At 69.0% G+C, this 17,054-nt stretch carries 13 protein-coding genes and 1 pseudogene; 2 read left to right on the top strand and 12 right to left on the bottom strand.

What is annotated here, in order from left to right; all coding sequences use genetic code 11:
- Positions 1-117: 117 nt before the first annotated feature.
- Positions 118-729, top strand: a complete 612-nt coding sequence (gene coaE / locus ACTJIL_RS00285) for a dephospho-CoA kinase (RefSeq protein WP_440753631.1) — start codon at positions 118-120, stop codon at positions 727-729.
- A 195-nt stretch (positions 730-924) separates the two neighbouring features.
- On the opposite strand, the gene ACTJIL_RS00280 is transcribed toward coaE, so the two are convergent.
- The 3 genes from ACTJIL_RS00280 to ACTJIL_RS00270 all read right to left on the bottom strand — a co-directional run bounded on the left by ACTJIL_RS00280 (position 925) and on the right by ACTJIL_RS00270 (position 6,173).
- Positions 925-1,881, bottom strand: coding sequence for a Nudix family hydrolase (locus tag ACTJIL_RS00280; protein WP_440753630.1), 957 nt, complete (start codon positions 1,879-1,881; stop codon positions 925-927).
- Between the two features lie 137 nt (positions 1,882-2,018).
- Entirely contained in the window at positions 2,019-4,766 is a 2,748-nt protein-coding gene (gene secA, locus ACTJIL_RS00275; RefSeq protein WP_440753629.1) for a preprotein translocase subunit SecA, read from the bottom strand.
- Positions 4,767-5,261: 495 nt separating this feature from the next.
- Positions 5,262-6,173 (bottom strand): M23 family metallopeptidase, encoded by a 912-nt coding sequence (locus ACTJIL_RS00270; protein ID WP_440753628.1) that lies wholly within the window; start codon positions 6,171-6,173, stop codon positions 5,262-5,264.
- 90 nt (positions 6,174-6,263) lie between these two features.
- Between ACTJIL_RS00270 and ACTJIL_RS00265 the strand changes: the two genes are divergently transcribed.
- A complete protein-coding gene (locus tag ACTJIL_RS00265; protein ID WP_440753627.1) occupies positions 6,264-6,710 on the top strand; it encodes a DciA family protein in 447 nt (148 codons plus the stop codon).
- A 399-nt stretch (positions 6,711-7,109) separates the two neighbouring features.
- Here the strand turns inward: ACTJIL_RS00265 and lpxC are convergent, their stop codons facing one another.
- The 9 genes and pseudogenes from lpxC to ACTJIL_RS00220 all read right to left on the bottom strand — a co-directional run.
- Positions 7,110-8,015, bottom strand: coding sequence for a UDP-3-O-acyl-N-acetylglucosamine deacetylase (gene lpxC, locus ACTJIL_RS00260; RefSeq protein WP_440753626.1), 906 nt, complete (start codon positions 8,013-8,015; stop codon positions 7,110-7,112).
- Between the two features lie 449 nt (positions 8,016-8,464).
- Entirely contained in the window at positions 8,465-9,712 is a 1,248-nt protein-coding gene (gene ftsZ / locus ACTJIL_RS00255) for a cell division protein FtsZ (protein WP_440753625.1), read from the bottom strand.
- A 250-nt stretch (positions 9,713-9,962) separates the two neighbouring features.
- Positions 9,963-11,198, bottom strand: a complete 1,236-nt coding sequence (ftsA, locus tag ACTJIL_RS00250; RefSeq protein WP_440753624.1) for a cell division protein FtsA — start codon at positions 11,196-11,198, stop codon at positions 9,963-9,965.
- Entirely contained in the window at positions 11,195-12,052 is an 858-nt protein-coding gene (locus tag ACTJIL_RS00245; RefSeq protein ID WP_440753623.1) for a cell division protein FtsQ/DivIB, read from the bottom strand. The genes ftsA and ACTJIL_RS00245 overlap by 4 nt, the downstream gene beginning before the upstream one ends.
- Positions 12,049-13,002, bottom strand: a complete 954-nt coding sequence (locus ACTJIL_RS00240) for a D-alanine--D-alanine ligase (RefSeq protein ID WP_440753622.1) — start codon at positions 13,000-13,002, stop codon at positions 12,049-12,051. The genes ACTJIL_RS00245 and ACTJIL_RS00240 overlap by 4 nt, the downstream gene beginning before the upstream one ends.
- Positions 12,999-14,462 carry a UDP-N-acetylmuramate--L-alanine ligase gene (gene murC / locus ACTJIL_RS00235; RefSeq protein ID WP_440753621.1) on the bottom strand — a complete coding sequence of 488 codons (1,464 nt, stop codon included), beginning with the start codon at positions 14,460-14,462 and terminating at the stop codon, positions 12,999-13,001. The genes ACTJIL_RS00240 and murC overlap by 4 nt, the downstream gene beginning before the upstream one ends.
- Positions 14,459-15,796, bottom strand: a complete 1,338-nt coding sequence (ftsW, locus tag ACTJIL_RS00230) for a putative lipid II flippase FtsW (protein ID WP_440755799.1) — start codon at positions 15,794-15,796, stop codon at positions 14,459-14,461. Before ftsW ends, murC begins: the two co-directional genes overlap by 4 nt.
- 5 nt (positions 15,797-15,801) lie before the next feature.
- Positions 15,802-16,890, bottom strand: coding sequence for a phospho-N-acetylmuramoyl-pentapeptide-transferase (mraY, locus tag ACTJIL_RS00225; protein ID WP_440753620.1), 1,089 nt, complete (start codon positions 16,888-16,890; stop codon positions 15,802-15,804).
- A pseudogene (locus tag ACTJIL_RS00220) lies at positions 16,880-17,054 on the bottom strand (UDP-N-acetylmuramoyl-tripeptide--D-alanyl-D-alanine ligase); the annotation flags it as partial. The gene mraY and the pseudogene ACTJIL_RS00220, both read right to left, overlap by 11 nt.

Here is a 17,054-nt window from a genome sequence, read left to right as displayed (position 1 = left end):
TCCCTTGTGGGAGCGGCCATGACCGCGACAGGCGCCTGCGAACCATCACGGCCATGGCCGCTCCCACACAAGCGGACGGCGTCGGGGCATAGCCTCGACCTACGCCATAATCCAGGCATGAGCGATTTCATCGTGGGACTCACCGGCGGCGTGGCCTCGGGCAAGAGCGAAATCACCCGCCGCTTCGAGGCGCTGGGCATCGCCGTGGCTGACGCGGACCTTGCCGCGCGCGAGGCCGTGGCGGCGGGTTCGACCGGACTGGCAGAGGTGGTCGCCGAATTCGGGCCCGAGGTGCTGGCCGACGATGGCGAACTGGACCGCGCCGCGATGCGCCGGCGCGTGTTTGCGCATCCCGACGCGCGCAGGCGGCTTGAGGCGATCGTGCATCCGCGCGTGCGTGCCGCCTTGCGTGCCGCATGCGCGACCGCGGCGGGGATGTATGCGATCGCGGCGATTCCGCTGCTGGCCGAAGGCGGCGGCCGCACCGCCTACCCGTGGCTGGACCGCATCCTGGTGATCGACGTGCCTGTGGCTGTGCAGCACGCACGGCTGCTTCAGCGCGACGGCATCGACGCCGCCCTCGCCGACCGCATGATCGCGGCCCAGGCCACGCGCCAACAGCGGCTGGCGATCGCCGACGACGTGATCGTCAACGACGGCCCCATCGACGCCCTGGACGCCCACGTCGCGGCGCTGGACCGGCGCTATCGCAGCCTGGCGACCCCGTAGCCCCCGACGGCTTTTGGCGGCGACTGCCCGATAGTCTGAGCTGGTGACGCGGGGCGTCGGGCGCGTGGGCCACGTCGCGGTGCTGGAGAGACGCTGGCGATCCGCAGTCGGGGCTACGCCCCGACGGTTTTGGCCGCGCCCGCACTACAACCGGGTGTCTGGCAGCCCGGGGCGTCGGACGCGTAGGCCCCCGACCTACGACCAGAGGCCGCGGATCGCGGCAACACCTTGGGCCCCGTGCTGGCGGGCGTCGGGGATGTCATCGAGGCCGAGGCCGCCGATGGCGTAGATCGGCAGGGAAGCGTGTTCGCGCAGGGCTTCGAAAGCGGGCCAGCCGATGCCGGGGACGCCGGGGTGTGTGGGCGTGGCGTTGACCGGGCCGACGATGGCGAAGTCGCAGCCGAGGGCTTCGGCCAGGCGCAGCTCTTCGATGTCGTGGCAGGAGGCGGCGAGGCTCGCGTGGGCCGGAACGGGCCGCGTGGTCAGCGAACGCAGTTGCGCGGCTGGCAGGTGCAGGCCGAGGCCGAGGTCGCGCGCGAGGGCCGCATCGCCGTTGACCAGCAGTTCGGCGCCGGCGAGGGCGCAGTGGTCTGCGGCGGCGGCGACCAGCGCGCGGCGGCGCGCGGAGTCCATTCCGGGCAGGCGGACCTGGACCCGACGCAGGCCGGTGGCCAGGGCGCGCTGCAGGGCGTCGAGCCAGACCGCGTCGTCCGCCGGCGAAGCGGGCATTGGGGTGACCAGGTAGCGGTCGGGCTGCAGCAGCGCGGCGACCACCGGGCGGTCGGCGGGCGGCATGGCGTAGCCGGGGAGCTTGGCCGGTGGCACCCAGGCCAGGGCCTGGCCTTCGTGGCCGCGCGGGATGCCGCGCCAGCGGGTGACGTGGCGCACGTCCAGGCGCAGGCGTTTGTGCGGGTATTGCTGGGCGACGGCTATCAACGGCGCGCCGACTTCCACTTCGATGCCGAGTTCTTCTCGCAGCTCGCGTACCAGCGCCTGCTCCGGCGACTCGCCCGGCTCGCGCTTGCCGCCGGGGAATTCCCACAGGCCGGCGAGGTCGCGGCCCTCGGTGCGGCGCGCCAGCAGCACGCGGCCGCGGGCGTCGGTGATGGCGGCGGCCATGACCTCGATGTGCCGGGACTTGCCCGTGGTCACGCGCGCAGGTCGGGGCTACGTCCCCGACGACTCTTGATTTCGCGGGCGTCGGGGACATAGCCCGGACCTGCGGCTTTCACGGGGGAGGCACGCATGCGTTTGCGAGTCGCCGGATCCCCCATCACCAATGGCCAACCTCAGGCCAGCTGCCCATGGCAGTGCTTGTACTTCTTGCCGCTGCCGCAGGGGCACGGGTCGTTGCGGCCGACCTTGGGGCCTTCGCGGGTCACCGGGGTGTGCGCAGCGGCGACCTGGGCGAGGCGGGCCTGCTCGGCCTCCTCGTCGGCGCCGAGGCCGCCGGATTCGGCGTGCTGGAACTGCATCTGGCGCGCGGCCGCTTCGGCCTGGGCACGTTCCTGCGCTTCGAGCTCGGCAACTTCTTCCTCGCTGCGGATGCGCACCCGCGCCAGCAGCGAGACGACCTCGCGCTTGACCTTCGACAGCATCTCGCTGAACAACTCGAACGCCTCGCGCTTGTACTCCTGCTGGGGCTTCTTCTGCGCGTAGCTGCGCAGGTGGATGCCCTGGCGCAGGTAATCCATGCGCGCAAGGTGTTCCTTCCAGTTCTGGTCGACGACGTTGAGCATGATGTGCTTTTCCAGCATGCGCATCGTCTCGGGGCCAACCGAGGCTTCCTTGTCGGCGAACAGGCGGTCGAGCGTCTCCTGCACGTGGCGCTGGATGATCTCGACGTCGACTTCCTCGCGGCTCTTGACCATCTCCTCGACCGCCACCTGCACCCCGAACTCCTCGGCCACCGCGGCCTCCAGGCCCGGCAGGTCCCACTGTTCGTCGATCGAGTCGGGCGGCACGAAGCGGTCGACGATGTCGGCCACCACGTCGCTGCGGATGCCGGCGATGTTGTCGTGCACGCTGTCGGCTTCGAGCAGCTCGTTGCGCTGCGAATACACCACCTTGCGCTGGTCGTTGTTGACGTCGTCGAACTCGAGCAGGTTCTTGCGGATGTCGAAGTTGTGCGCTTCCACCTTGCGCTGCGCGTTGGCGATCTGCTTCGACACCAGCGGGCTTTCGATGATGTCGTCTTCCTTCAGGCCCATGCGCGCCATCACCTTCTGCACCCAGTCGGCGGCGAAGATGCGCATCAGGTTGTCTTCGAGCGACAGGTAGAAGCGGCTCGAACCCGGGTCGCCCTGGCGTCCGGACCGGCCGCGCAGCTGGTTGTCGATGCGGCGCGATTCGTGGCGTTCGGTGCCGACGATGTGCAGGCCACCGGCTTCCTTGACCGCGTCGTGGCGCTTCTGCCACTCGGCCTTCAGGCGCGCGCGGGTAACTTCGTCGACCGGCTCGCCGCGCTCGGCTTCCAGGTCGGCCAGCTCGGTATCCAGCGAGCCGCCGAGCACGATGTCGGTGCCGCGGCCGGCCATGTTGGTGGCGATGGTGACCGAACCGGGGCGGCCGGCCTGGGCGACGATGGTGGCCTCGCGCTCGTGCTGCTTGGCGTTGAGCACCTCGTGCGGGATCCCGGCCTCGCGCAGCTGCTCGCTGAGCATTTCCGAGACCTCGATCGAGGTGGTGCCCACCAGCACCGGCTGGTTGCGCGCGTGCGCGTCCTGGATTTCGGCGGCCACCGCGCGGTACTTGCCGGCGCGGTTGAGGAACACCGCATCCGGGTGGTCCTTGCGGATCATCGGCCGGTTGGTGGGGATCACCACCACTTCCAGGCCATAGATGCTCTGGAACTCGTAGGCCTCGGTGTCGGCGGTGCCGGTCATGCCGGCGAGCTTGCCGTACATGCGGAACAGGTTCTGGAAGGTGATGCTGGCCAGCGTCTGGTTCTCGCGCTGCACCGGCACGCCTTCCTTGGCCTCGACCGCCTGGTGCAGGCCGTCGGACCAGCGGCGCCCGGTCAGGGTACGGCCGGTGAACTCGTCGACGATGATCACCTCGCCGTCGCGGACGATGTAATCAACGTCGCGCTGGTAGATGCCGTGCGCGCGCAGGCCGGCGTTGAGGTGGTGGACGACGTGGATGTTCTGCGGCGCGTACAGGCTCTCGTCGGCGTCGAGGATGCCGGCCTCGCGCAGCAGCGCCTCGGCGTGTTCCTGGCCGTCCTCGGACAGGTGCACCTGCTTGGCCTTCTCGTCAACCCAGTAGTCGCCCTCTCCTTCTTCCTCGGTCTGCCGCACCAGCTTCGGCACGACGCGGTTGACCTTGATGTACAGCTCCGGCGACTCGTCGGCCGGGCCGGAGATGATCAGCGGCGTGCGCGCCTCGTCGATCAGGATCGAGTCGACCTCGTCGATGATCGCGAAGTTGAGTCCGCGCTGGAAACGGTCGTCCTTCGACAGCGCCATGTTGTCGCGCAGGTAGTCGAAGCCGATCTCGTTGTTGGTCGCGTAGGTGATGTCGGCGCGGTAGGCGGCGTGCTTGTCCGAATGCGGCATGCCGGGATAGACCACGTCGGTGGTCAGCCCGAGCCAGCCATACAGCTTGCCCATCTGCGCGGCGTCGCGGCGGGCCAGGTAGTCGTTGACCGTGACCACGTGCACGCCCTTGCCTTCCAGCGCGTTGAGGTACACGGCCAGGGTGGCGGTCAGGGTCTTGCCCTCGCCGGTGCGCATCTCGGCGATCTTGCCCATGTGCAGGACCATGCCGCCGATCAGCTGGACGTCGAAATGGCGCATGCCGAACACGCGAATCGACGCCTCGCGGCAGACCGCGAACGCTTCGGGCAGCAGCTTGTCGAGCGATTCACCCTTGGCGACGCGCTCGCGGAACTCGGGCGTCTTGGCCTGCAGCTCGGCGTCCGAGAGGGCCTGCATCTGCGGTTCGAGCGCGTTGACCTTGGTGACGATGCGCTGGAGCTGTTTGATCAGGCGTTCGTTGCGGCTGCCGAAGACGCCGGTGAGCAAGCGATTGAGCATGGGTGTACCGGTTGGGAGAACTGGAATGGAAGCGTGGAGATGCGCGGGATGGATGCGGCTCGGCCCCCCAGGGCCACAGAGCACCTTGGCCAATCCGCGCAAATGAAAAAAGGGCGCCGGGCGCCCTTTTTGGCAACGGGACATTGTACGTGGAGACGCCAGCGGGGGGTATCAAGCCCGTTCCGGCCCTCGCGGACCGGGGTCACACATCCCCGGCCAGCCCTGCCGCACGCCTCCACGCGCCGGTCTCGGACCGCGACGCATGCGGAAAAGTTTCCGTGGTTCGCGCTTGCGGCAGCGGGCATGGCCGCGATGATCCTGGCCGCTCCCGCAAGGATTTTTCTTCTCCCCGCATACCGGGAAGCGTCGGTCGGGGCTAGCCCCCGACGCAAGGCAACGGCACATTCGCGGAGTCATTCGCGAAGCGCTTGGGGCCGGACAGCGGACCTGTCGGGGACGCGAGCGCCGGAGGCGTAGCCCGGCCGCAGGCCCAGCCTACATCCGCTTGGTGGCGGCCTGCTCGCCGAGGAATTTGCGCGGGTTCAGCACGCGGCCGTCCTGCCAGACCTCGAAATGCACGTGGGCGCCGGTGGAGCGTCCGGTCGAGCCGGCCTTGGCGATCCGCTGGCCGCTGCGCACCAGGTCGCCGACCTGCACCACCAGCCGCGAGTTGTGGGCGTAGCGGGTGACGTAGCCGTTGCCGTGGTCGACCTCGACTACCTTGCCGTAGCCCGAGCGCACGCCGGCGTAGCTCACCACGCCGTCGGCCACGGCCAGCACCGGGTCGCCGGTGCGGGCGTGGAAGTCGATGCCCTTGTGGAAGCCACGGCCGCCGCCGAACGGATCGGCACGGCCGCCGTAGCCGGAGGTGATGTAGGTGTTGAGGATCGGCATCCGCGACGGGGTCGCGCTGCGGTCGAGTTCGCGGTTGAACAGCAGCGATTCGAGCACCGAGAGCTGCTTGCCCGAATCGGCCAGCTGCGCGCCGAGCTTGTGCATGCCGCCACGCAGGTCGCCGGCCGCCATGTCGCGCACCGGGCCTTCGCCGCCGACGCCGACCGGCTTGTTGAAGTCGAATTCGCCGTCGCCGAGCTGGCCGATGCGGGTCAGGCGCTCGCCGAGCGCATTGAGCCGGTTGGCCTCGGCCTGCAGTTCGCCCAGGCGCGCGGCCAGCGCGTTGACTTCGCGCTGGGCCTCACGCCGGGTGTTGTCGAGCTGGGCCCGCTGCGTGTCGTTGCGGGCTTCCAGGTGCGCCATGCGCGCCGTGCTGATGCCCTGGGTGGCGCCGGCGCCGAGCGCCACGCCGCCAACCAGCAGCACCGCGATCGCGGTGGCCGGGCGGCCAGCACTGTATGCGTGCAGGCGGGAGGCGCCCGCGTGGGTGCGAGCCGAGAGGGCGGCGGCCAATGCGTGGCCGTTCCGACGCGTCCATCGCCAGGTGCTGGCGGAAAGATCACGCGCCGATGTCAGGAAGCTGTGTAGAGTCATGTTCTGCCAATGTCTGATTCGAGATCCAGGTCGTCCTCCCCGGTACCGCGCGCGGCGCTCGATGCGCTGCTGGGCGATGCCGCGGGTGGCAATCCGATCCGCCGCGCGATGTGGCTGGATGAACTGGACCGTCGTTTGAGCCCCCTCCTGCCGCCTTCGCTGGCCGCGCATGCGCGACTGGCGAATATCGATGGCGACAGGCTCGTCTACCTCGTCGATTCGCCCATCTGGCACGCCAGGCTGCGCCTGGCTTCCAACGAACTGATCGACGCCGCCCGCTCCCTCGGGCTGGATGTCACCCGCTTCGTCGTCAGGACGACGCGGCAAATGCCCGGCGCGCAAGCGCAACCCGAGCCGGCAACCCTGCCTGTGTCAGCCACCGCGCGTGCCGCCGTGCGCGATGCCCTGGCGTCTCTTCGCGGCCCGGAAGACGAGCCGGCGAAAGACGATTCCTGATGTCCGGAGGGGGCGCCAGGTCACGTTTTTCGTGACCTTGGCGAGGACGGACGGGGCATGCTAACGGCCATGGGCCGTCAGGACGTTAACCAACCGCTAATTTTTTGGAAATCTAGGGTTAGATTTTCGTTAAAATTCACCTCGCACTCACTTCTGTGAGCGCGGTCCCGGTGGCGGGCGTTGGGATATAGCTCCGAATCAGGGTGTGGCTGTGTAGGAGCTTAGCCCCGACTTTACGACCGTGCAGGAGCGCTCTGCGGACGCGAACCGGTTGACCGTCGACATGCGATCGCGCCCATGGGCGCCCGGCGGGAATTCATTTGGCGGATGGCGCGGGCATGACATCCCGGGCCGCAGGTGCGGGCACGCCCCCGACTCGCGAATCCCGGCAAATCCGCCTCAGGCCGGCAGCAGTTCGCCGTAAGCGAGCGGGACGCCGACCTGGTCGGGGAAGGTGACTTCTTCCCACGCGGAGCGTTCGGCCAGCAGCGCGCGCACCAGCTTGTTGTTGAGCGCGTGGCCGGACTTGTACCCCTCGAAGGCGCCGATCACGGCGTGGCCGGCCAGGTACAGGTCGCCGATGGCATCGAGGATCTTGTGGCGGACGAATTCGTCGCCGTAGCGCAGGCCGTCGTCGTTGAGCACGCGGAACTCGTCCAGGACGATGGCGTTGTCCATCGAACCACCGAGGCCGAGATTGCGCTCGCGCATGTATTCCAGGTCGCGCATGAAGCCGAAGGTGCGGGCGCGGCTGACTTCACGAATGTAGTTCTCGGTGGAGAACTCGACCACCGCGCGCGACTGGGTGCTGGGGATCGCGGGGTGTTTGAAATCGATGGTGAAGCCCAGGCGGAAGCCGTCATGCGGCTCGAAGCGGGCGATCTTGTCGCCGTCGCGCACTTCCACCGGGCGCTTGATGCGGATGAAGCGCTTGGCCGCGCCCTGCTCGACGATGCCACCGGACTGGAGCAGGAACACGAACGGGCCGGCCGAGCCGTCCATGATCGGCACTTCGGCCGCCGACAGGTCGACGTACAGGTTGTCGAGGCCCAGGCCGGCCAGCGCCGACATCAGGTGCTCGACGGTCTGCACCTTGGTGTCGTCGCGCGACAGGCCGGTGCACAGCGTGGTTTCGCTGACCAGTTCGGCATCGGCGGGAATCTCCACCACCGGCTCGACGTCGACGCGACGGAACACGATGCCGGTATCGACCGCGGCCGGGCGCAGGGTGAGGTAGACCTTCTCGCCACTGTGCAGCCCCACGCCGGTGGCGCGGATCACATTCTTGATGGTGCGCTGCTGCATGGGCGGGGGTTGGATCCGGAGTGTCGCCACGAGGGCGGAAAACGGCGAAAGATTAGCACGCGCGATACTGAACCTGAACGAAAGCGGGACCGGCCATCGGATCGCGCCACGCGGCGGCAGGTTCGCCCGGATTCGGCACGCCAGGGAGGGCAAAAAGGCCACCGGGCCGGCGCAGGCCCGGTGGGTTGAACGAGGACATCATTTCCGCAGGAGCGCCCCATGGGCACGAAGCCTTGGGGCAACGCTCCATCGCGCCCATCGGGCGCTCCTGCGGCGGCGGCTGCCGGGCTTCCAGGCCCGGCCGCCCGCCCGTTACGCGGTCAGTCGGCCTGGCGACGCAGGGTGAGGTGGCACGCTTGCGAGGCACTGCCTCGCGTGCCGCCGAACGCCCGGCCATGGATGGCCGGGCCGGATCATCCGGGACCTGCACCGCATCGCCATGGACGGCATCAGTCGGCCTGGCGGCGCAGGAACGCCGGGATGTCCAGGTAGCTGTCGCTGCCGAAGTCGGCCGTGGCCGGCGCCGGGGAGGCGGCCGGTTCGCTGCTGCCGGAGCGGCCGCGCAGGCTCGACGCGATGCTCTGGCCGGGGCCGAACGCGGTGGCTTCCTCTTCGATCAGCATGCCGGTGGTGCCGTCGCGGCGCGCCTGGCTGCGCACCAGTTCGACCTGCGGCTTGCGCACGATGTCGTGGCCGAAGCCGCGATCCTCGTGGCGTCCGATCTGGCGGCCGGCGTTGCGGTTCAGGCCGGTGGCGACGACGGTCACGCGGACTTCGTCCTGCATGTCCGGGTCGAGCACGGTGCCGATGACGATGGTCGCGTCCTCGCTGCCGAAGTTCTCCACCGTGCGGCCGACCTCGTCGAACTCGGCCATGGTGAAGTCCGCGCCTGCGGTGATGTTGACCAGGATGCCGTTGGCGCCGGCGAGGTTGACGTCGTCGAGCAGCGGGTTCTGGATCGCGGCCTCGGCGGCGGCCTGCGCGCGGTCGTCGCCGCGGGCGGTGCCGGTGCCCATCATCGCCAGGCCCATCTCGCTCATCACGGTGCGCACGTCGGCGAAGTCGACGTTGATCAAGCCCGGGCGCACGATCAGGTCAGCGATGCCCTGCACGGCGCCGAGCAGCACGTCGTTGGCGGCGCGGAAGGCCTGGATCATGGTCGCGTTGCGCCCGAGCACGGTGATCAGCTTCTCGTTGGGGATGGTGATCAGCGAGTCGCAGTGCTGGCCGAGTTCGTCGATGCCCTTGAGTGCCACCTGCATGCGGCGGCGGCCCTCGAACGGGAACGGCTTGGTGACCACGGCCACCGTCAGGATGCCCATCTCCTTGGCCAGCTGCGCGACGACGGGCGCGGCGCCCGTGCCGGTGCCACCGCCCATGCCGGCGGTGATGAACACCATGTCCGCGCCCTGCAGCGCATCCATGATCTGCTCGCGGTCTTCCAGTGCGGCCTGACGGCCGACTTCCGGGTTCGCGCCCGCGCCCAAGCCCTTGGTGACGTTGGTGCCCAGCTGCAGCTGCAGCTTGGCGCCGCAGTTTTTGATCGCCTGCGAGTCAGTGTTGGCGGTGATGAACTCCACCCCGTCCACGCTGCTGTTGACCATGTGCGCGACCGCGTTGCCGCCGCCGCCGCCGACCCCCACCACCTTGATGTTGGCATTGGGTGCCATCTTCTCTACCAGTTCGAAATGCGCCATGTCCGTGTCCTCGTTGTAAGTGCCGTGATTGGGATTCGGGACTGGGGATCCGGAAAATCGCTGTTCCGAATCGCGCCCCACCTCGCCGCACCGGCGTTTATTTGGTTGTGTCGTGTCGCGTTACTGCAATCGTTTGCCTTCTGCCTGCCGCTCTTTACCGCCCCCGTTCCAATCACGCACCGTTGTCTCGTATTCCCTTGTTCTTTCTTTGCCTCTGCGAACCGCAAATCCCCGGCCGCGCGCGGGTCCGTCAGAACTCGCCGCGATACCAGTTCTTCAACTTGTTGAAGAGCGTCCCGGCGCGGCCGGTGGGGATCACCGGGCGACGCGGATGCTCGATCTGGCTGCCCATCAGCAGCAGGCCCACGCCGCTGGCGTGCACCGGGTTGTTGACCACTTCGCCAAGGCCCGTCACGTGCTGCGGGATGCCCACGCGCACCGGCATCTGCAGCATTTCCTCGGCAAGCTCCACCACGCCTTCCATCTTCGAAGCGCCGCCGGTGAGCACCATCCCGGCACGCACGTGCTGCTCGAAGCCCGAGCGGCGCAGTTCGGCCTGCACCATCTCGAAGATCTCCTCGTAGCGCGCCTGCACGGCCTGCGCCAGCGACTGCCGTGGCAGCCGGCGCGGGGCGCGGTCGCCGACGCTGGGCACCTGGATCGATTCCTCGCTGGTCGCCAGCTGCGCCAGCGCGCAGGCGTAGCGCACCTTGATCTGCTCGGCCTCCGGCGTGGGCGTGCGCAGCATGTGCGCGATGTCCTCGGTGACCTTGTCGCCGGCGATCGGCAGGCTCGCGGTGTGGCAGATCGCGCCCTGCACGAATACCGCCAGATCCGTGGTGCCGGCGCCGATGTCGACCAGCACCACGCCCAGCTCGCGCTCGTCGCCGGTCAGCACCGCGGTGCTCGAAGCGAGCGACGACAGGATCAGGTCGTCGATCTGCAGGCCGCAGCGCTGCACGCACTTGCTGATGTTGGCCGCGGCCGACTGCGCGCACACCACCAGGTGCGCGTGCACCTCCAGGCGCACGCCGGTCATGCCGACCGGGTTGCGGATCCCTTCCTGCGAGTCGTCGAGCACGTACTCGCGCGGGATCGCATGCAGGATCTTCTGGTCGGCTGGGATCGCAACCGCCTTGGCCGCTTCGAGCACGCGATCGAGATCGGCATAGGTCACCTCGCCGTCGCGGATCGGCACGATGCCCGGCGAGTTGCGGCACTGCACGTGGTTGCCCGAGATCGATGCGTACACCGAGCGGATCTCGCAGCCGGCCATCAACTCGGCTTCCTCCACCGCGCGCTGGATCGACTGCACAGTGGATTCGATGTCGACCACTACCCCGCGCTTGAGCCCGCGCGATTCGTGCGAGCCGATGCCGATCACCTCGATCGGGTTGCCGGGCGAGTACTCGCCCACCAGTGCCACCACCTTGGAGGTGCCGATGTCGAGGCCGACGATCAGGGCCTTGTCGCCTTTGCGGTTCATGTCGTAGCACCGTGAGTCGTGAATCGTGAAGACCAGCCGTTCGGCTGTTGGAAAGCGTGTTCGGCAAGCGCATGGAGCCGCGCCAGGCGCCAGGCGCGGTTCGGCGCGCTGCCGCCCGTAAGCCCGGCCGATGCCTGGCTTCCGGCTTCCGGCTCATTGCCCCATGTCAGGGCGAAGCCGTTGGTGTAGCGCAGGTCCGCGCGTGCCAGCGGCTGCGGGTTCTGCGCCAGCAGGCCTGGCAGCAGGCGCGCGAACCGTGCCAATCGCAATCGCGCTTCCTGGCTGCCAACCACCACCCGGACGCCGTTGGACAGCAACAGCGACCAGCTGCCGCGGCGGTCCAGCGACACCTCGCGCACGCGCACGCCTTCGGGCGCGAACATCTCGCTAGCCTCGTTGTAGAGCGCTACGACGTCCGCGATGCGCGCGGCGGGCGCGTCGACATCGAAGCGCGGCAGGCTGTCGGGAACCTCCGCGCCGGCAAGCGGGAACAGGTCGCCGTCCTCGGACAGCAACTGGTCCTTGCCCCAGCGCGCGAACGGCCGGTGTTCGACGATGCGTACCTCGACCACGTCCGGCCAGCGCTTGCGGACCTCGGCACGCTCGACCCACGGCAACTTCGCCACCGCGGCCTGCGCATCCTCGAGCCGGATCGCGAAGAAGCCGTTGCGCGCATACGGCAGCACCGCCGCGCGCAGCTTCTGCTCGTCGACGCGCTTGAGGTCGCCGCCGATGCGCAGCGTGCGCAGCGGCCAGCGCTCGGCGCCGATCCAGCCTTCGAGCACGGCGACCACGGGCAGCACGACCAGTGCCACCGCGATGATCCACGCTGCGATGCGCAGGAAGGCGCTCATCCCGCCACCTCCGCCACCGAGGTTTCCAGGATCCGCCAGCACAGGTCCGCGAACGACAGCCCCAGCGCGCCAGCGGACTTCGGCATCAGCGAATGGCTGGTCATGCCCGGCGCGGTGTTGGCTTCGAGCAGCCAGTTGCGGCCGTCGCGGTCGCGCATGAAGTCCACGCGCGCCCAGCCGCGCAGGCCGAGCGCGCCGAAGGCGCGTTCGGCCTGGTCGCGCGCTTCCGCTTCGCCGGCCTCGTCCAGGCCGGGGCACAGGTACTGCGTGTCCTCGGCCACGTACTTGGCGTGGTAGTCGTAGTACTCGCCCGCCGGGACGATGTGGATGCTCGCCAGCGCGCTGCCGTCGAGCACGCCGATGGTGTATTCGCCGCCTTGCACGAGTTGTTCCATCAGCAGCTCGCCGGGGTAGCGCGCGGCCAGTTCGACCGCGGCGTCGAGGTCGGCCTCGCTGAAGACGCGGCTGACGCCGACGCTGGAACCTTCCAGCGACGGCTTGACGATCACCGGCAGACCCAGCTCGCGCGCGGCGGCGTGCACGTCATCCCCCTTGGCGAGGCGGATCCAGCGCGGCGTCGGCAGGCCGTCGGCGATCCACACCTGCTTGGCGCGGATCTTGTCGAGCGCCAGTGCGCTGCCGAGCACGCCCGAGCCGGTGTACGGCACGCGCAGCGATTCGAGCAGGCCCTGCAGCACGCCGCTTTCGCCATCGCCGCCGTGGAGGATGTTGAAGACGCGATCGAAGTGCTTGTCCTGCAGCTCGCGCACCAGGTTGGGAATGCCATCGACCCCGTTGGCGTCGATGCCGCGCGCGCGCAGCGCCTCCAGCACGTTGCGGCCGGAGTCCAGCGACACTTCGCGCTCGGACGTGGTGCCGCCCATCAGCACGGCGACGCGGCCGAACACGGTCGGATTGTCGAAACGCGGCGGCGGCAGGGCGCGGCTCATCGGCTGCCTCCTTCGAAGCCGTTCGCCGCCAGCTGCTGCGCGGCATGGCCGATGTCGCCGGCGCCCATCATCAGCAGCAGGTCGCCGTCGCGCAGCACGTCGGGCAACACCTCGCCCAGTTCCTTGGCACTGTTGACCACCACCGGATCGATGCGGCCGCGGGCGCGGATCGCGCGTGCCAGCGAGCGCGCGTCGGCGCCGGCGATCGGCGCCTCGCCGGCCGGGTAGACCTCGGTCAGCACCAGCGCGTCGACGTCGGACAGCACGCCGGCGAAATCGTCGAACAGGTCGCGCGTGCGGCTGTAGCGGTGCGGCTGGAACGCCACCACCAGACGCTTGTCCGGCCAGCCGCCGCGGGCAGCGGCGAACACCGCCGCCAGCTCCTTGGGGTGGTGGCCATAGTCGTCGACCAGCTGCACGGTCGCGCCCTGCGCGGTGGTGAGCTGGGCGAGCAGGTTGAAGCGGCGGCCGATGCCCTGGAACTTCTCCAGCGCCGCGGCGATCGCCTCGGCCGGCACGCCGAGCTGCCAGGCCACCGCGGCGGCGGCCAGCGCGTTCTGCACGTTGTGGCGGCCGGGCAACGCCAGCGTGATCGGCGTGCAGGTGCCATCTGGCAGGCACAGTTCGAAGCGCATGCGCGGGCCTTCCTGCAGCACCGCGTCGGCACGCACCTCGGCGGCGGCGTCGAAGCCGTAGGTCATCACGTGCCGCGGCGTGTTGTTCGCAAGCTCGGCGACTTCCGGGTCGTCGATGCACAGCACCGCGACGCCGTAGAACGGCAGCCGGTGCAGGAATTCGGAGAACGCCGCCTTCACCCGGGCGAAATCGCCGCCGTAGTTTTCGAGGTGGTCGGCGTCGATGTTGGTGACGATCGCGACCAGCGGGTTCAGGCGCAGGAAGCTGCCATCGCTTTCATCCGCCTCGGCCACCAGCCAGTCGCCGCCGCCCAGGCGCGCGTTGGCACCGGCGGCGAGCAGCTGGCCACCGATCACGAAAGTCGGGTCGAGGCCGCCTTCGGCCAGCACGCTGGCCAGCAACGAGGTGGTGGTGGTCTTGCCGTGGGTGCCGGCGACCGCGATGCCGCGGCGGAAGCGCATCAGTTCGGCCAGCATTTCCGCGCGCGGCACCACCGGGATGCGCTGCGCGCGCGCTTCCAGCAATTCCGGGTTGTCGGGCCTGATCGCGCTGGACACCACCACGCAGTCGGTGCCCAGCACGTTGGCCGCGGCGTGGCCGCGATGCACGTTGGCGCCGAGCCCGGACAGGCGCCGGGTCACCGCGTTGTCGGCGGTGTCGGAACCGGACACGTGGTAACCGAGCGTGCACAGCACTTCCGCGATGCCGCTCATGCCGACGCCGCCGATGCCGACGAAATGCACGCGCGAGTAACGCCGGGCGAAATCGCCGGGGGCGGCGGCACCGGCGGCCGCGTCGCGGGTATCGAGCATCCTGCGGATCATGCAATGCGTCCCATGGTCGGTTCGACGCGCTGGCGCAGGCGGCTGGTGCCGCGCGCAGCTGCGGGGTTGGCGTTGGTGGGGGCGGGCTGCGCAGTGGCAGGTGCCTTGCCTCGCGCGGACTTCTCGCGCGTCGGCGATGGCTCTGGCGCCGGTGCCGCGCCTTCGCCGCGCAGGCGCGCGACCTGGCGCTCGGCGCGGTCGAGTTCGTACGACACCCGCAGCAGCAGGCCGAGCGCGGCGCAGGTCATCAGCACGCTGGAACCGCCCGACGAAATCAAGGGCAGGGTCAGCCCCTTGGTCGGCAGGATGCCGAGGTTGACGCCGATCGAGACGAACGCCTGCAGGCTGATCGCCAGCGCCACGCCGAACGCGCAGTAGCCGGCGAAGTGGCGGCGCATGCCGACACAGCGATAGCCGATCCAGAACGCACGCCCGATCAGCAACGCATACAGGCCGATCACCAGGCAGACGCCGGCGAAGCCGAGCTCCTCGGCGATCACCGAGAAGATGAAGTCGGTATGCGCCTCGGGCAGGTACGACAGCTTCTGCACCGACGCGCCCAGGCCCACGCCGAACCACTCGCCGCGGCCCACCGCCATCAGCGCGTTGCTGAGCTGGTAGCCGGAGCCGAGCTGGTCGGCCCAGGGATCGAGGAACGAAGTGAAGCGGCGCACGCGATAGGGTTCGAGGATCGCGATGAAAGCGAACACCGGCAAGCCGATCACGATCGGCAGCGACATCCGCGGCAGGTTGACGCCGCCGAGCACCAGCATGCCGGCGGTGATCGCAAGCAGCAGCGACGACGAGCCGAAGTCCGGCTGCAGCAGCAGCAGGCCGACCAGCAGCACCGCGACGCCCAGCGGCTTGAGCATCGCCGGCCAGGTGGCATTGACCTCGTCGCGGAACCGCACCAGGTAGCTCGCCAGCCAGACGATGTAGAGCAGCTTCACCGCCTCGACCGCCTGGAAGTTGGACAAACCCAGGTTGATCCAGCGCCGCGCACCGTTGACCGACTGGCCCAGGCCCGGCACGAACACTGCCAGCAGCAGCAGCACGCAGCCCAGCAGCAGCAGCTGGTTGAAGCGCTCGACGGTCTTGAGCTCGGTGCGCATCGCCCAGATCGCCAGGCCGATGCCCAGCGCCAGGAACATCAGGTGGCGGTTGAGGAAGTAGAACGGGCCGACGTCGAGGCCCTCGCCGATCGCGATCGAACTGGACGCGACCATCACCACGCCGAGGCTGGCCAGCGCCACGCACGCGCCGAGCAGCCAGCCGTCGTAGCGGCCGGTGATGGCATCGAGGCGGGTCGCCTGGCGAGGGTTGCTGGCGTGCATGTCCATCAGCGCACCTTCAACGTCGCGAGGCCGACCAGCACCAGGACCACCGAGATGATCCAGAAGCGCACGATCACGCGCGGCTCCGGCCAGCCCTTGAGTTCGAAGTGGTGGTGGATCGGCGCCATCCGGAACACGCGCTTGCCGGTGAGCTTGAACGACGCCACCTGGATCATCACCGACAGCGTCTCGACCACGAACACGCCGCCCATGATCACCAGCACCAGCTCCTGGCGCACGATCACCGCGATGGTGCCGAGCACCGCGCCCAGTGCCAGCGCGCCGATATCGCCCATGAACACCATCGCCGGATAGGTGTTGAACCACAGGAACCCGAGCCCCGCGCCGGCGATCGCCGCGCAGATGATCACCAGTTCGCCCGCGCCGGGAATCTGCGGGATCTGCAGATAGGTGGAGAACACCGCGTTACCCGAGGCGTAGGCGAACACGCCCAGCGCGCAGGCCACCAACACCGTGGGCATGATCGCCAGGCCGTCGAGGCCGTCGGTGAGGTTGACCGCGTTGGAAAAGCCGACGATCCAGAAGTAGGCGACGACGACGAAGAACACGCCCAGCGGGATCGCGACCTGCTTGAGCAGCGGCACGAAGAACGTGGTGGCGGCCGGCACCGTCGGGTCGGCAGTGAAGTACAGGAACAGGCCGGCGGCGACGCCGAACAGCGACTGCAGCAGGTACTTCCAGCGCGACTTCAGGCCGTTCGGGTCGCGGCGCACGATCTTGATCCAGTCGTCGTACCAGCCGATTGCGCCGAACGCGAGCATCACCGCCAGCACCAGCCACACGTAGCGGTTGCGCAGGTCGCCCCACAGCAGCACCGAGGCCAGCACCGTCGTCAGGATCAGCGCGCCGCCCATGGTCGGCGTGCCAGCCTTGGAAAAGTGCGTCTGCGGCCCGTCCTGGCGGATCGGCTGGCCGCCCTTGTACTGCGCGAGCTTGCGGATCATCGCCGGGCCCCACCACAACGACAGCGCCAGCGCGGTCAGCGCGCTGAGGATGCCGCGGAAGGTGAGATAGCCGAACAGTCCGAACAGGTCGTCGAGCTGCTGCAGCCAGCGTGTGAGTTCAAGCAGCATGCGCGGCCTCCCCGTTCGTGAGCAGCGCCTTGACGACGCGATCCATCGCGCTGCCGCGCGACCCTTTCACCAGCACCCGCAGCCTCGTGGGTGCATCAGCTCTTGTAGGAGCGGCTTCAGCCGCGAGCTTTTCGCCGCCGACCGAAGAGCTCGCGGCTGAAGCC

It is taken from the genome of Luteimonas sp. 22616 (genome assembly GCF_052044325.1).
GTDB lineage: Bacteria > Pseudomonadota > Gammaproteobacteria > Xanthomonadales > Xanthomonadaceae > Luteimonas.
Note: the sequence above shows the minus strand (reverse complement) of the source record. Positions and strands in the feature narration are given on the sequence as shown.

Bases quoted from the DNA above. Each gene is read 5' to 3' on its own strand.
- coaE (WP_440753631.1), top strand. From the start codon at position 118: ATGAGCGATTTCATCGTGGGACTCACCGGCGGCGTGGCCTCGGGCAAG.
- secA (WP_440753629.1), bottom strand. From the start codon at position 4,766: ATGCTCAATCGCTTGCTCACCGGCGTCTTCGGCAGCCGCAACGAACGC.
- ACTJIL_RS00265 (WP_440753627.1), top strand. From the start codon at position 6,264: ATGTCTGATTCGAGATCCAGGTCGTCCTCCCCGGTACCGCGCGCGGCG.
- lpxC (WP_440753626.1), bottom strand. From the start codon at position 8,015: ATGCAGCAGCGCACCATCAAGAATGTGATCCGCGCCACCGGCGTGGGG.
- ftsZ (WP_440753625.1), bottom strand. From the start codon at position 9,712: ATGGCGCATTTCGAACTGGTAGAGAAGATGGCACCCAATGCCAACATC.
- ftsA (WP_440753624.1), bottom strand. From the start codon at position 11,198: ATGAACCGCAAAGGCGACAAGGCCCTGATCGTCGGCCTCGACATCGGC.
- ACTJIL_RS00245 (WP_440753623.1), bottom strand. From the start codon at position 12,052: ATGAGCGCCTTCCTGCGCATCGCAGCGTGGATCATCGCGGTGGCACTG.
- ACTJIL_RS00240 (WP_440753622.1), bottom strand. From the start codon at position 13,002: ATGAGCCGCGCCCTGCCGCCGCCGCGTTTCGACAATCCGACCGTGTTC.
- murC (WP_440753621.1), bottom strand. From the start codon at position 14,462: ATGATCCGCAGGATGCTCGATACCCGCGACGCGGCCGCCGGTGCCGCC.
- ftsW (WP_440755799.1), bottom strand. From the start codon at position 15,796: ATGCACGCCAGCAACCCTCGCCAGGCGACCCGCCTCGATGCCATCACC.
- mraY (WP_440753620.1), bottom strand. From the start codon at position 16,890: ATGCTGCTTGAACTCACACGCTGGCTGCAGCAGCTCGACGACCTGTTC.